Below are 13,758 nucleotides of genomic sequence, written 5' to 3' on the forward strand. Positions count from 1 at the left end.
CGAACCGCCCTGCCCCACCTTCGTCAGCCGATCAAGCCGGCCAGATTCTTCCAGACTCCGAACGCGCCCAGGTCATTGAGCGTGACCAGCAGCATCAGCGCGAAGATTGCAGCGAGCCCGCCGCGAAACGCCCATTCCATCACCTGCGGATCGACCGGGCGCCGGCGCACTGCCTCGACTGCATAGAAGAACAAATGACCGCCATCGAGCATCGGAACTGGCAACAGGTTGATGAATCCCAGATTAATTGAAATCAGCGCGATCAGGAACACGAACTCGGTCGGTCCCAGAACCAGCCGCTGCCCCGAAATCTGGGCCATGCGGAGCGGCCCGCCGAGCTCTTCCACCGATCGGCGACCGGTGATGATCTGCCCGAGCCCGTCGACCATCGTACGGACGATGTCGGCAGTCATCGTGACTCCGACGATCGGAGCCTCCAGCACGCCGACCGGCTCATGAACGGGTTCCCCCGGCCCGACGCCGAGCTGCCCGATGCGGAACTCGTTGCCGAACCGATCCCGCTCCAGGCGCGTCGCGAGCACAGCCTCGCCCGACAATTGCTGGCTGCCGCGCTGATAGGCGACCGAGACACGCTCGCCCGGCCGAAGCTGAGTATATTGCGCCATTTCGCTGAACGTCTCGACCGGTCGGCCGCCGATCGCGAGGATCTGGTCGCCTTGCCGCAGACCGGCTTCGGCAGCGGGGCTGCCCGGCACGACGCTGCCCACGACCGTCGGCGTGCGGTTCTGGCCGAACGCCAGCGCGAACGCAGCGAGGATCAGGATTGCCACCAGGAAGTTTGCCACGGGCCCAGCGGCGACGATGATCGCACGCTGCCAGAGCTTCTTCGCCTGGAACGTCCGCGCCCGCTCCTCGGGCGGAAGCTGGAGCCATTCCTGGCTGGGCTGGCTTGCCGGATTCATGTCGCCGGCGAAGCGGACATACCCGCCAAGCGGCAACCACCCGAACTTCCACCGCGTGCCGTGCCGGTCCGTATAGCCTGCGACCTCACGGCCGAAGCCGACCGAGAACACCTCGGCCTTCACACCGAAGCGACGGCCCGCGAGATAATGGCCGAGTTCGTGGAGAAAGACGAGCGGCCCGATCACGAGCGCGAAAGCAAGGACCGTGAAGAGGATACCGGGGGATTCGATCAAGCGACGCAGTCCTTCACACGCTCGCCGGCAACGCGCCGCGCCTCGGCGTCGATTGCCAGTACGGCGTCGAGCGTTTCCGGAGCGGCCGGGTCATAGCACTCCAGCGTATCGGCAACGATTGCGGCAATTTCAAGAAAGCCGATCCGCCGGCGCAGGAAAGCCTCGACAGCGACCTCGTTGGCGGCATTGAGGATCGCCGGGCGCGCTCCGCCTGCCTCGAGCGCGCCACGCGCGAGCCGCAGCGCCGGAAAGCGAACCGGATCGGGCGCCTCGAAATCGAGCCGACCGATCCGCGCGAGATCGAGAGGCTCGCACGGCGTGGCCATGCGATCGGGCCAGGCGAGCGCATAGGCGATGGGCGTCCGCATATCGGGAGTGCCCATCTGCGCCAGCACCGAACCGTCGACATATTCGACCATCGAATGCACGACCGACTGGCGATGAACGAGGACGTCAAGTTGATCGGCGCGCACCGGAAACAGATGGAACGCCTCGATCAGTTCGAGCCCCTTGTTCATCATCGTCGCGGAGTCGACCGAGATTTTCGCGCCCATGCTCCAGTTGGGATGCGCCACCGCCTGCTCGGGCGTGATGGTGCGCATCGCTTCCAGCGGCGTTTCGCGAAAGGGGCCGCCGCTCGCCGTCAGGACGATCCGGCGAACGCGATGCGCGGCGGCGGAATCGAAGCATTGGAACACTGCATTATGCTCGGAATCGACCGGCAGCAGCGTCACCGTCGATGCGCGTGCCGCGGCCATCATCACGTCGCCGGCCGAGACCAGTGCCTCCTTGTTGGCGAGCGCGATGATTCCTCCCGCTTCCATCGCCGCCATCGTCGGGCGCAAGCCTGCGGTCCCGACGATCGCGGCCATCGTCCAATCGGCGCCCATCCGGGCTGCGTCGCATACGGCTTCCGCACCGCCCTGCGAGTCGATGCCGGTTCCTGCGAGCGCGTCGCGCAACGCGCCGAGGCAGCTCGCGTCGGCGACGACGGCGCGTTTCGCATTGGTCCGGATCGCGGCCGCGGCGAGCCTCGCCACGTCGCGGTTGGCAGTGAGTGCGAGCACTTCGAACTGTTCGGGCGCGCGCTCGACCAGATCGAGAGTGGAGCTTCCGATCGAGCCCGTCGCGCCCAGGATGGTGATCCGCTTCATGAGATCCAGGCGGGCAAGAGTACGAGTAACACGGCTGCCGGTGCTACCGGCACGAGACCGTCGAGCCGATCGAGCAGCCCGCCGTGGCCGGGCAGGATCGTTCCGGAATCCTTCACGCCGGCGCGGCGCTTGAGGCTGCTTTCGAAAAGATCGCCGGCCTGCGCAAGCAGCGCGAGCAATGCAGTCACCAGCACCAGACGAAGCGGCAGGCCCAGCGGCATGAGCAGTGCGGCGAAGACCGTCGCGGCAACCGTTCCCCCGATCAGTCCAGACCAGGTCTTGGCGGGGCTGATCGCTGGCGCGAGCAATGGACCCCGCAGGCTGCGCCCCGCGAACAGTGCGCCCGTGTCGCATGCGGATACCAGACCCATCGCCCAGAAGGTGAGCAACAGCCCGTCTGGCTGCGCGCGCAGCAACAGCAGCGCGAGGATCGGCAATCCGATATAGAGCGCGCCGCCGGCAAGCCGAGGATTCCGCGTCACCGCGGCGATGAAGAATGCAGCACCGACGAGCAAGCCGATCGCGAAGAAGCCGGGGCCCGCCGCCAGCGGGCACAAGATGGCGAGCGGAACCGAAAGGGCATATTGCGCGAGCCGCTTCTGCCGCTGGCCGGCGCCGGTCAGCGCCGCCCATTCGCCCATCATCAGCACGCCGACGATCGCAGTCACGAGCCAGAAACCGAAGCCCCCGGCCAGCAAAGCAGCCACGCCGAGCCCAATGAGCGCGAACGCGACCGTTGCGCGAACCGCCAGTTCCGAAGTCGGCGTTGTCACAGGCCTCCGAAACGGCGCTGCCGCCGGCCATATTGGCGCAGCGCGTCGTTCAGCGCCGCCTCGTCGAAATCCGGCCACAGCGTGTCGATGAACAGCAGCTCGGCATAGGCGGCCTGCCATAGCAGGAAGTTCGACAGGCGCTGTTCGCCCGACGTCCGGATCACAAGGTCGAGCGGCGGCAGATCCTGTGTCGCGAGAGCGGCCGCGAAGCGATCCTCATCGATATCGGCAGGGGCGAGCGTGCCGGCCGCGACCTGCTCGGCAAGCTGGCGTGCAGCCGACGCGATTTCCGCCTGCGAACCATAGTTCAGCGCGATCACCAGCGTCGGACCGGCATGCGCGGCGGTGCGCGCGATCGCCTGATCGATCATCCGGACCAGATCGGGCGCCAGCCTGTGATAGTCGCCGATCACCCGCAGGCGAACGCCCTCCGCCACCAGATCGTCGAGTTCGCTCGAAAGAAAGTGGCGCAGCAGCCCCATCAAGTCGCTGATCTCCTCCTCCGGCCGCCGCCAGTTCTCGGAAGAAAAGGCGTAGAGGGTGAGGACTTCGATGCCGGCGGCGCGCGCCGCCCGCGAGACGCGTCGCACTGCCTCCACGCCTTGGCGATGTCCAGCGATTCGCGGCAGGAATCGAGCCTTTGCCCAGCGCCCGTTGCCATCCATGATGATGGCGACGTGGCGCGGGACGATGCCGGGCTCTGCGGCCGGAGCGGCGCGGGCAGCCATGGCGTTAGGCCTCCGCGTCCGCGGGTGTGCCGCCGCCATCGACCCAAGGCACGTGCCCAGGCATCACTTGCCCAGGATTTCCTTTTCCTTCGCAGCGGTGACGCTGTCGATGTCCGCCACCGTCGCGTCGGTCAGCTTCTGGACTTCGGCCTCGAGCCGCTTCTGCTCGTCCTCGCTGATTTCGCCCTTCTTCTCGTCGGTCTTCAGGCTGTCCATGCCGTCGCGGCGAACGTTGCGGACGGCGATGCGCGCCTTCTCGGCATATTGCCCGGCGAGCTTCGCGAGTTCCTTGCGGCGATCCTCGGTAAGATCGGGAATCGGCAGCCGGAGCGTCTGACCATCGTTGATCGGATTGAGCCCGAGCCCGGCCGAGCGGATCGCCTTCTCGACCGGCCCGACGTTCGTCTTGTCCCACACCTGAACCGAGAGCATCCGCGGCTCGGGAGCCGAAACGGTCGCGACCTGATTGAGCGGCATCTGCGCACCATAGACCTCGACCGTCACGGGATCGAGCAGCGACGTGGAAGCGCGGCCGGTGCGAAGCCCCGCGAGATCACTCTTCAGGCTCTCGACGGCGCCATTCATGCGGCGTTCGAGATCGGCCTTGTCGTAAGCGGCCATTCCGGTTTCCTCTTATGCGTTCGTCGGTTCGGTTTCGTTCCGGACCACGGTGGAGCGGCCTTCGCCGCGCAACACTGCTGCCAGATTCCCCGATTCGCGGATATTGAACACCACGATCGGAATATTGTTGTCGCGACACAGCGCAACGGCGCTGGCGTCCATCACCTTCAGATTGTCTGCCAGGACGCGATTGAAGCTGAGCGTATCGTACCGCCGGGCGTTGGCGACCTTCTTCGGGTCGGCATCGTACACGCCATCGACGCTGGTTCCCTTGAGCAAGGCGTCACAGCCCATTTCCGCCGCCCGCAGCGCCGCGGTCGTGTCCGTCGTGAAGAACGGCAGCCCGGTGCCCGCAGCGAACAGGACCACCCGGCCCTTCTCCATATGCCGCTGCGCGCGCCGCCGGATGTAGGGTTCGCAGACGCTTGCCATCGGAATCGCCGACTGCACCCGCGTCTGGACGCCGACCTTCTCGAGCGCGTTCTGCATGGCCAGCGCGTTCATCACCGTCGCCAGCATGCCCATATAGTCGGCGCTGGCGCGATCGAAGCCCTGGGCCGCGCCCGCCAGCCCGCGGAAGATGTTGCCACCGCCGACGACCAGGCAGATTTCCAGCCCGCTGTCCTTCGCCTCCTTCACCTCGAGCGCCACGCGCTCGCAGGTCGCCGGATCGATCCCGAACTGCCCCGGCCCCATCAGGACCTCGCCGGAAAGCTTCAGCAGAACGCGATTGAGACGGGGAAGTGTCATGGAATCCAAATATCAAGGGAGCGGCATGCGCGGCGGCGCGGACCTTAGAGGCGCGCGCTGGGGATGCCAAGCGGAGAAGGCTGCGGCTGCTCGCGGGCGCGAGCCGCACAGGAGCCGTACACAAAAAGGGCGCGGCCACCACGGGTGACCGCGCCCCTTGATCGTGACGTTCAGGCGACGCTTACTTCTTGATGCCCGCCGTCGCGGCGACTTCGGCGGCGAAGTCGCTCTCTTCCTTCTCGATGCCTTCGCCGAGCTGAAAGCGGACATAGTCCTTCAGCGTGATCGTCGTGCCGGCATCCTTGCCAGCCTTGGCCACCACGTCCGAAATCGGCGTTTTGTTGTCCATGACGAACAGCTGGCTCATGAGCGCGTTTTCCTTGGCAAACTTCGCCACGGCGCCGTCGACCATCTTCGCGACGATCTCGGCGGGCTTGCCGCTTTCCTGTGCCTTCTCGGTCGCGACTGCGCGTTCGCGCGCGATCACGTCCTGATCGAGATCCTCGGCATTGAGCGCCAGCGGGAAGGCTGCGGCGATGTGCATCGCGATCTGCTTGCCCAGCGGCTCGAGCACATCGACGCCCGCATCGCTCTCCAGTGCGACCAGCACGCCGATCTTGCCGAGGCCCGGCGAGGCGGCGTTGTGGACGTAGGGGATCACCGCGCCCTTCGACACTTCGAGGCGCTTGGCGCGACGGATCGACTGGTTTTCCCCGATGGTCGCGATGTTGTTGGTCAGCGTTTCCTCGACGGTGGTGCCCGACGGCATGCTCGCCGCCTTGATCGCGTCGATGTCGTCGCCAGCCTCGAGCGCGATCTGCGTCACTTCACGGACGAAATCCTGGAAGCGATCGTTCTTCGCGACGAAGTCGGTCTCGGAGTTGACTTCGACCGCCGCGCCCTTGGTACCGGCAACCGCCACGCCCACCAGACCCTCGGCCGCCGTGCGGCTCGACTTCTTGGCAGCAGCGGCAAGGCCCTTGGTGCGCAGCCAGTCGACGGCGGCTTCCATGTCGCCGCCGGTCTCGTTCAGCGCCTTCTTGCAGTCCATCATGCCGGCGCCGGAGCGCTCGCGCAGTTCCTTGACGGCGGATGCGGTGATCTCGGCCATGTTTCTTTCCTCGATGCTAAAAAAGACGGGCGGAGCAGTGCGCCTGGCCCTGCCCCGCCCCGATTACGGTTCGATGACGAGGCTCAGGCGTCGAGCTGGCGCTCGCCCTCGGCTGCGGTCTCGGGCTCGGTCGCCGCGGCGGGCTGCTCGGGTTCAGCCGCCGGCGCCGGCTCACCGCTCTCGGTGCCGGTGTCGGCAACCGCAGCCTCGACCGGCGGCTCCTCCATAGCGCCGAAATCACGGCCGCTGCTCACCATCGCATCCTGGCCGCCGCGGGTGGCGGCGATCGAGACGGCCTCGCAGTACAGACGGATCGCCCGGCTGGCGTCGTCGTTCGCCGGAACGGGGAAGGCGATGCCGTCGGGCGACACGTTCGAATCGAGGATCGCGACGACCGGGATGCCGAGCGTGTTGGCTTCCTTGATCGCCAGCTCTTCCTTGTTCGCGTCGATCACGAACATGATGTCGGGAATGCCACCCATGTCGCGGATGCCGCCAAGGCTCAGCTCGAGCTTGTCGCGCTCGCGGGTGAGGTTGAGGATTTCCTTCTTGGTCAGGCCGTGCGTGTCGCCGCCCAGCTGTTCCTCGAGGTTCTTCAGGCGGCGGATCGACTGGCTGATCGTCTTCCAGTTGGTGAGCATGCCGCCCAGCCAGCGATGGTTGACGAAATGCTGGCCCGAGCGGCGCGCGGCCTCGGCGATCGGCTCCTGCGCCTGGCGCTTGGTGCCGACGAACAGCACCTTGCCGCCCGAGGCGACGCTGGCGTTGATGAAGTCGAGCGCGCGCGCGAACAGCGGCACGGTCTGCGACAGATCGATGATGTGGACGCCATTGCGATCGCCGAAGATGTACGGCTTCATCTTCGGATTCCAGCGGTGGGTCTGGTGACCGAAGTGCGCGCCCGATTCGAGCAGCTGCTGCATGGTGACGACGGGAGCCGCCATAGGGATAGTCTCCTTCCGGTTGATCCTCTGGGAAGCGATGACTCCGGGTGCGTTCAGGCACCGGCGGAGCACCGGGTTATGTGCTTCCCATGCGGGTTGAGCGCGGGCCCTTAGCCGAGACGCGGACGAAATACAAGCGTTGACACCGGAACACACACGGAACATACCGTGGTCGTAACGGGATTGACGGTCGTTCCACTGCGGATCAGGCGGAACGGCTTCCGCTTCGATACTGCCACAAAGGGGAGATGTTCGATGATGTCGCTGCTCACTTCGCTGCTGTTCTCAGGCGTATTGCTCGCTTCGCTATGGACCATCATATCCACGGTCTTGCCGCGCGCGCCGCGCGCGCTGTTCCTGCTGCGCTACGGGCCGGTGGTCGGCGCCGAACTCCCACCGCGGCCGCGCGGAGCGGGTCGTGGCCCGGTCGTGCGCGTGCAGACGGTGTCGGCGCGCGGCATCTCGGTCGCGGCATGACCGCTATTGCGCCACCCCGGTAACGGAGCCCGCTCCCCTACGGGCGAGCACGGTCTCGCCCGCAATCGTGCGCTGACCGAGCGCAACCTGGCAGCCATAATCGTCAGGCAAATAGACGTCGACGCGGCTACCGAAGCGGATCAGCCCCACACGCTGGCCGCGCACCACCATGTCGCCAGGCTTTACGAAGCTGGTAATCCGCCGCGAGACGAAGCCGGCGATCTGCGTGAAGCCGATCCGCAGCCCGTCACGATCCTCGACGACAATATGCTGCCGTTCATTCTCCTCGCTCGCCTTGTCGAGATCGGGATTGAGGAAACGGCCGGAGACATAGACGACCTGGCGCACACTGCCCCCGACCGGCGTGCGGTTGAGATGCACGTCGAAGATGCTCATGAAGATCGATACGCGCGTGAGCGGAGCGTCGCCCAGTCCCTGCGGGCCGGTGAGCTCGGCAGGCGGAGGCAGGCGCTCGATCATTGTCACCAGCCCGTCGGCAGGCGAAATGATCAGTCCCTCCCCCTGCGGCGTGACACGCACCGGATCGCGGAAGAACGCAGCGACCAAAGCCGTTAGAATGATCAGCGGCCAGGTCATGAAGTCCAACAGCAGCCACGCGAGGAACGCGGCGACGCCGGCAATCAGCACATATTTGCGACCTTCCGGGTGAATGTCGGGTATCCGCCACTTCACAGTCGCGGCGGATGACGTCTCGTTCGCTGGCATGTTGCAGCTATAGCTGTGTCGCAGGTGCAACACAAACCTTCCCCGGGGCCCCCGCCCCGAGCCGCAGACGGCTTAAACCCATGCGATAAAACAAGTGCTTGCTGCGTTCGCACCGTCCTCGTTGCGCTATATTGGGAAGGTGCGGCTCCGCGCGGGGCGGTGTCGCGAAGGAGCGGTTTATGCTCAATCGTGTGTCGATTTCCCACAAGCTCGCCCTTGCCTTCGCGCTGGTCCTCGCGACCGCTGCGGCAATGTGCATCTATGTCTTCGCCACTTCGGCGCATGTCGCGGCGCTGACCCGGACCAACGACCGGATCGATCACGAGCAGGCGCTGTCCGCCGAGGCGGAGAATGCACTGCTGCTCGCCGTCACCAATCTGCGTGGCCATGCGGTTAGCGGCGATCCCGCCGATCTGGCGGCGTTCCGCGCGAGCCTCGACCATTTTCGGCGCGCGGCCGGCGAGCTTCAGTCGCTTCTCGAGGATCCGGCCGAAAAGGCGGCGCTCGCCGATGCGGTCGAGCGTGCCGAACAGTGGCAGCATGCCCACGCGGATCAGGTCATGGCGGGGCTCTCCCCCGAGGTTGCGGCGCAGGTGCAGCGGCTTGCCGCCACTGGCGGCGAAGGCGAAGTTGCCGAACTGATCGGAGGAGTGGAGGCGATCCGTGTAGCCAAATACGAGGCCGTGCAGGCGAGCCTCCACGAAATCGGTGTCGCCAGCGTGCATGAAGAGATTGCAGTAGTGGTGAGCGGCGTCCTGCTGGTGATCATCATCGGCGCATCGTGGTTCCTGTTGCGCCAGATGCTCAGCCGTCCGATCGTCGAGATGACCGGCACGATGCGCGACCTTGCCGCCGGGAACAATGACGTGACGGTGCCCGGCACGCATCGCGGCGACGAGATCGGCGCAATGGCCAGTGCCGTGCTCGTTTTTCGCGATACGGCCGTTGCCAAGGCCGCTGCCGATTCCGAGCGCGCGCGTGCGGAAGCCGAGCAGAGGCTGGTGGTCGAAACCCTCGCGGTTCAGCTCGGGCGCGTGGCGGAGGGCGATCTCGCCGCCGATATCGGCCCTGCCTTCCCCCCAACCTATTCGGGCGTCAGGACCAGCTTCAACGACGCGCTCGCATCGCTGCGGGAACTCGTCGGGGCGGTGATGACCAGCGCCGCCGCGATCCGGGGCAGCGCCGATGAAATCGCGACGGCGACCGAAAGCCTCGCCAAACGGACCGAGGCGAACGCCGCAAGCATCGAGCAAAGCTCGGCCGCCATCACGCAGATGAAGGCGCGGGCGGAAGCCACCGCCGGCGCTGCGCAGCGCACGTCGGGAAGCGCCGGCGAGGCGACGACGGTCGTCGCCGACGGGCGCGCCGTGGTGGACCAGGCGGTCGCCGCGATGGTGCGCGTCGCCGATAGCGCCACCAGCATCGACGGAGTCATCGACGGGCTCGACAAGATCGCCTTCCAGACGCGGGTGCTCGCCATGAACGCGGCGGTGGAAGCTGGCCGTGCCGGCGAGGCGGGCCGCGGCTTCGCGGTGGTTGCCGATCTGGTTTCGGCCCTCGCGATGCGCGCGGAGGAAGAAGCCGGACGCGCCCGCAGTCAGCTTTCCACCACGCGCGGCGACATCGAGTCCGCCGTATCCGCAGTCGATCAGGTCAATGGTGCGCTCGACACAATCCACACTAGCGTCGAGGACGTCCAGGCGCTGGTGAGCGGAATCGCGGGCGACAACCACGCGCAAGCCTCGGCAGTCGGCGAAATCAGCGGCGCGATGCTCTCGATGGACCGCGCGACGCAGCAGAATGCCGCAATGGTCGAGGAATCTGCGGCGGCGACCCGCAGCCTCTCGGGCGAGATCGCGTCGCTGGTCGAGACTGCGGCACGCTTCCGGGTGACGGCTCCAGGCCTGGGGGCGCCGCCGCACGGCTCTGCGCGCCGGGCCCCGCAGACACTCGCCGTCGCGGCCTAACCACGGGCGGGTCGATCGTCGGCGCGTGCCCGGTTGATCCGCCGTCGGCTTGGTCCTAGACGCTCCGGCAAACTTCCCCCTAGGACGAGCGAGACATTGATGGCTAAGATTCAGGTGAAGACTCCCGTCGTGGAGATCGACGGCGACGAGATGACTCGGATCATCTGGCAGTGGATCCGCGAGCGCCTGATCCAGCCGTATCTCGACATCGACCTCGAATATTACGACCTGTCGATCCAGAAGCGCGACGAGACCGACGACAGGATCACGGTCGAGGCGGCCAAGGCGATCCAGAAGTACGGCGTCGGCGTGAAGTGCGCCACGATCACGCCGGACGAGCAGCGGGTCGAGGAATTCGATCTCAAGAAGATGTGGAAGTCGCCGAACGGCACGATCCGCAATATCCTGGGCGGCGTCGTCTTCCGCGAGCCGATCGTGATGAAGAACGTCCCCCGCCTCGTTCCGGGCTGGACCAAGCCGATCGTCGTGGGCCGCCATGCCTTCGGCGACCAGTACAAGGCGACCGACTATCGCGTCCCCGGCCCCGGCAAGCTGCGCCTGGTGTTCGAAGGCGACGACGGCACCGTGATCGACGAGGAAGTGTTCCAGTTCCCGAGCGCCGGCGTCGCGATGGCGATGTACAATCTTGACGATTCGATCCGCGATTTCGCGCGCGCCAGCCTGAACTACGGCCTGGACCGCAAGTGGCCCGTCTATCTGTCGACGAAGAACACGATCATGAAGGCCTATGACGGCCGCTTCAAGGACATCTTCCAGCAGGTTTTCGAGGAAGAGTTCGAGGCGAAGTTCAAAGAATTGGGCATCGAGTATCAGCACCGCCTGATCGACGACATGGTCGCCTCCGCGCTCAAGTGGCACGGCGAGTTCGTCTGGGCCTGCAAGAACTATGACGGCGACGTGCAGTCGGATACGGTCGCGCAGGGCTTCGGCTCGCTCGGCCTGATGACTTCGGTGCTGATGACTCCCGACGGCAAGACGGTCGAGGCCGAGGCGGCGCACGGCACGGTCACGCGCCACTATCGTCAGCACCAGCAGGGCAAAGCGACTTCGACCAACCCGATCGCGTCGATCTTCGCCTGGACCGGCGGGCTGAAGTATCGCGGCAAGTTCGACGGTACTCCCGAAGTGACCAAATTCGCCGAGACGCTCGAGCGGGTCTGCGTCGAGACGGTCGAGGGAGGCCAGATGACCAAGGATCTCGCGATCCTGATCGGTCCCGATCAGCCGTGGATGACCACCGAGCAGTTCTTCGAAGCCATTCGCGAAAATCTGGAGCGTACGATGGCGAAGCAGGGCTAGTCTTCAGCCGGAGGCGCCGCTTCCCCGCGACGCCTCCGGCGAATGAATATGGTCGGAGCGGTGCCCGCGCTGCCGAGCCGGACCAAGCTCCGATCGAGCCGGTCGACGTTTCCGGTCAGCAACCTGGCCGGCTCCCGGTCCGGCAGGATCTGCCGTTTCGCCGCTCGCAATCGCGACATCGGCGTCCAATTCGGCAACTCTGCATGACAAGCGGCGGCGCAACCGCTTAGATACGCAGATGCTCAACGTCGACAACAGCGGTTTCAGCGATGCGCTCGTGATCCTGGGCGCGGCCGGGCTTGTGATCCCGGCGTTCGCGCGGTTCCGGATCAGCCCCGTGATAGGCTTCATTCTGGTCGGGATCCTCGCCGGCCCGGCGGGTCTCGGATCGCTCGTCGACGAATATCCCTGGCTCTACCACATCACCATTTCCGATCCGCACGCGATCGAACCCTATGCCGAGTTCGGCATCATCCTGCTGCTGTTCTCGATCGGCCTGGAGCTGTCGTTCAAACGGCTCTGGATGTTGCGGACGCTGGTGTTCGGCGTCGGCGCGGCGGAGTTGCTGGGAGCAGGCATCCTCATCGGAGTGGGGCTGCATCTCATCGGTCAGGCATGGGGCGGCGCAATCGGGCTTGGTCTCGCGCTCGCGCTCTCCTCCACCGCGCTGGTCCTGCCGATGACCGGCACCGCCTCACCGGTCGGCCGTGCGGCATTTTCGATGCTGCTGTTCGAGGATGTCGCGCTCGTGCCGATCATCTTCATGCTCGGCGCGATGGCCCCCACCGCCACCGAGACCGGCTGGGTGGGGCTTGCAAGCGTCGCCGGCTGGGGGCTGCTGACCATCGCAGTGCTGTATGTCGGCGGCCGCTTCGTCTTACCCAAGCTCTTCGCCCAGGCGGCGCGCACCAAGAGCCCGGAACTGTTTCTGGCGGCGAGCCTGCTCGTCGTCATCGTGGCGAGCCTCGCCACCACGGCGTCAGGCCTCTCGCCGATTGTCGGCGCACTGATCGCGGGACTGCTGATCGCCGAAACCGAGTATCGCAGCGAAGTCGAGGCGATTACCGTCCCGTTCATCGGCCTTGCGCTGGGCGTGTTTCTGATCACCGTGGGCATGCAGCTGGATCTTCGGCTGGTGGCGGCGAATTGGACCGAGCTGCTGATGGCGATTCTGGGAGTGATGGCGATCAAGGTCGCCGTCACAGTCGGGCTGCTCAAGCTCAACGGGGCCCGCACCGGCGTAGCCGTCGAAACCGGCGTGCTGATGGCCAGCCCGTCGGAGACCACGCTGATCGTGCTCGGCGTAGCGGCGGGCGCGGGGCTGATCCTTCCTTCCACCGCAGCCTTCTGGACCACGGTGACGGCGATCGGCCTCACGGTCACGCCGCTGCTCGCCAGCGCCGGCAAGGCAGTCTCCCGACTGATCGAGGGCCGCGCACAGGCAGCCGAGCCGGAAGCCGCGATCGCTCCGGAAGGGCCGGGCACGGTCGTGATCGGTTTCGGGCGCGTGGGGCGCACGGTAGCCGACATGCTCGCACGCCACGGCCAGCGCTATGTCGCGGTCGATGCCGACATCGACACAGTGAGCACCGCGCGGCGCGAAGGCTATCCGGCGCTGTTCGGAAACGTCACGCGATCCGAGTTCGTCGATCGGCTCAATCTCGGCCGTGCGACCGCGCTGGTGCTGACGATGGACGATCCCGTGCTGACGGTGCACCTCACTCGGCGCGTCCGCAACTGGGTGCCGCATTTGCCGATCATCGCCCGCGCCCGGGATTCGAGCCATGCAGCGGAACTCTACAAGGCCGGCGCCACCGATGCAGTGCCCGAGACGCTGGAAAGTTCGCTGCAGCTTTCCGAGGCGCTGCTGGTCGACCTCGGAATTGCCGTGGGGCCAGTGATCGCATCGATCCACGACAAGCGCGACGAGATGCGCAAATCGATCAAGGAAGCCGCGGGACTCGAACGCGAGCCGCGGCTGCGCAACTCGCGCAAACGCGACATCGAGGCAGAGGCCTGAGCGGAGAGGA

At 66.1% G+C, this 13,758-nt stretch carries 13 protein-coding genes; 4 read left to right on the forward strand and 9 right to left on the reverse strand.

The window, feature by feature from the left end; translation table 11 throughout:
• Positions 1-23 precede the first annotated feature (23 nt).
• The 8 genes from H7V21_RS01920 to rpsB all read right to left on the reverse strand — a co-directional run bounded on the left by H7V21_RS01920 (position 24) and on the right by rpsB (position 7,238).
• Complete coding sequence (locus H7V21_RS01920; protein ID WP_188054958.1) at positions 24-1,157, reverse strand: M50 family metallopeptidase; 1,134 nt, start codon at positions 1,155-1,157, stop codon at positions 24-26.
• Entirely contained in the window at positions 1,154-2,311 is a 1,158-nt protein-coding gene (gene dxr / locus H7V21_RS01925; protein ID WP_188054959.1) for a 1-deoxy-D-xylulose-5-phosphate reductoisomerase, read from the reverse strand. The genes H7V21_RS01920 and dxr overlap by 4 nt, the downstream gene beginning before the upstream one ends.
• Positions 2,308-3,018, reverse strand: coding sequence for a phosphatidate cytidylyltransferase (locus H7V21_RS01930; RefSeq protein ID WP_316715488.1), 711 nt, complete (start codon positions 3,016-3,018; stop codon positions 2,308-2,310). Before H7V21_RS01930 ends, dxr begins: the two co-directional genes overlap by 4 nt.
• Before the next feature lie 62 nt (positions 3,019-3,080).
• Positions 3,081-3,812, reverse strand: a complete 732-nt coding sequence (locus H7V21_RS01935; protein WP_188054961.1) for an isoprenyl transferase — start codon at positions 3,810-3,812, stop codon at positions 3,081-3,083.
• Positions 3,813-3,875: 63 nt separating this feature from the next.
• Positions 3,876-4,433 carry a ribosome recycling factor gene (gene frr / locus H7V21_RS01940; protein WP_188054962.1) on the reverse strand — a complete coding sequence of 186 codons (558 nt, stop codon included), beginning with the start codon at positions 4,431-4,433 and terminating at the stop codon, positions 3,876-3,878.
• Positions 4,434-4,445: 12 nt separating this feature from the next.
• Positions 4,446-5,183: a UMP kinase gene (gene pyrH / locus H7V21_RS01945; RefSeq protein ID WP_188054963.1), complete on the reverse strand. Its 738-nt coding sequence runs from the start codon at positions 5,181-5,183 to the stop codon at positions 4,446-4,448.
• A 181-nt stretch (positions 5,184-5,364) separates the two neighbouring features.
• Positions 5,365-6,294 (reverse strand): translation elongation factor Ts, encoded by a 930-nt coding sequence (tsf, locus tag H7V21_RS01950; RefSeq protein ID WP_188054964.1) that lies wholly within the window; start codon positions 6,292-6,294, stop codon positions 5,365-5,367.
• 83 nt (positions 6,295-6,377) lie between these two features.
• Positions 6,378-7,238: a 30S ribosomal protein S2 gene (gene rpsB, locus H7V21_RS01955; RefSeq protein WP_188054965.1), complete on the reverse strand. Its 861-nt coding sequence runs from the start codon at positions 7,236-7,238 to the stop codon at positions 6,378-6,380.
• A 255-nt stretch (positions 7,239-7,493) separates the two neighbouring features.
• On the opposite strand from rpsB, the gene H7V21_RS01960 reads away from it, so the two are divergent.
• Positions 7,494-7,715, forward strand: coding sequence for a hypothetical protein (locus H7V21_RS01960; protein WP_188054966.1), 222 nt, complete (start codon positions 7,494-7,496; stop codon positions 7,713-7,715).
• Positions 7,716-7,718: 3 nt separating this feature from the next.
• Here the strand turns inward: H7V21_RS01960 and H7V21_RS01965 are convergent, their stop codons facing one another.
• Positions 7,719-8,441 (reverse strand): phosphatidylserine decarboxylase, encoded by a 723-nt coding sequence (locus H7V21_RS01965; protein ID WP_188054967.1) that lies wholly within the window; start codon positions 8,439-8,441, stop codon positions 7,719-7,721.
• Between the two features lie 179 nt (positions 8,442-8,620).
• Here H7V21_RS01965 and H7V21_RS01970 point away from each other — a divergent pair, with 179 nt between their 5' ends.
• From H7V21_RS01970 to H7V21_RS01980, 3 genes are all read left to right on the forward strand, one after another.
• The gene (locus H7V21_RS01970; protein ID WP_188054968.1) at positions 8,621-10,408 is read left to right on the forward strand and encodes a methyl-accepting chemotaxis protein; all 1,788 of its coding nucleotides are present in this window, start codon (positions 8,621-8,623) and stop codon (positions 10,406-10,408) included.
• 99 nt (positions 10,409-10,507) lie between these two features.
• On the forward strand, positions 10,508-11,728 hold the full coding sequence (locus tag H7V21_RS01975; RefSeq protein ID WP_188054969.1) for an NADP-dependent isocitrate dehydrogenase: 1,221 nt from the start codon (positions 10,508-10,510) through the stop codon (positions 11,726-11,728).
• Positions 11,729-11,966: 238 nt separating this feature from the next.
• Positions 11,967-13,748, forward strand: a complete 1,782-nt coding sequence (locus tag H7V21_RS01980; RefSeq protein ID WP_188054970.1) for a cation:proton antiporter — start codon at positions 11,967-11,969, stop codon at positions 13,746-13,748.
• Positions 13,749-13,758: the final 10 nt, after the last annotated feature.

The organism is Sphingosinithalassobacter sp. CS137 (genome assembly GCF_014334115.1).
In the GTDB taxonomy this organism is placed as follows: domain Bacteria; phylum Pseudomonadota; class Alphaproteobacteria; order Sphingomonadales; family Sphingomonadaceae; genus Sphingomonas.

Bases quoted from the DNA above. Each gene is read 5' to 3' on its own strand.
- dxr (WP_188054959.1), bottom strand. From the start codon at position 2,311: ATGAAGCGGATCACCATCCTGGGCGCGACGGGCTCGATCGGAAGCTCC.
- H7V21_RS01935 (WP_188054961.1), bottom strand. From the start codon at position 3,812: ATGGCTGCCCGCGCCGCTCCGGCCGCAGAGCCCGGCATCGTCCCGCGC.
- frr (WP_188054962.1), bottom strand. From the start codon at position 4,433: ATGGCCGCTTACGACAAGGCCGATCTCGAACGCCGCATGAATGGCGCC.
- pyrH (WP_188054963.1), bottom strand. From the start codon at position 5,183: ATGACACTTCCCCGTCTCAATCGCGTTCTGCTGAAGCTTTCCGGCGAG.
- tsf (WP_188054964.1), bottom strand. From the start codon at position 6,294: ATGGCCGAGATCACCGCATCCGCCGTCAAGGAACTGCGCGAGCGCTCC.
- rpsB (WP_188054965.1), bottom strand. From the start codon at position 7,238: ATGGCGGCTCCCGTCGTCACCATGCAGCAGCTGCTCGAATCGGGCGCG.
- H7V21_RS01960 (WP_188054966.1), top strand. From the start codon at position 7,494: ATGATGTCGCTGCTCACTTCGCTGCTGTTCTCAGGCGTATTGCTCGCT.
- H7V21_RS01965 (WP_188054967.1), bottom strand. From the start codon at position 8,441: ATGCCAGCGAACGAGACGTCATCCGCCGCGACTGTGAAGTGGCGGATA.
- H7V21_RS01970 (WP_188054968.1), top strand. From the start codon at position 8,621: ATGCTCAATCGTGTGTCGATTTCCCACAAGCTCGCCCTTGCCTTCGCG.
- H7V21_RS01975 (WP_188054969.1), top strand. From the start codon at position 10,508: ATGGCTAAGATTCAGGTGAAGACTCCCGTCGTGGAGATCGACGGCGAC.
- H7V21_RS01980 (WP_188054970.1), top strand. From the start codon at position 11,967: ATGCTCAACGTCGACAACAGCGGTTTCAGCGATGCGCTCGTGATCCTG.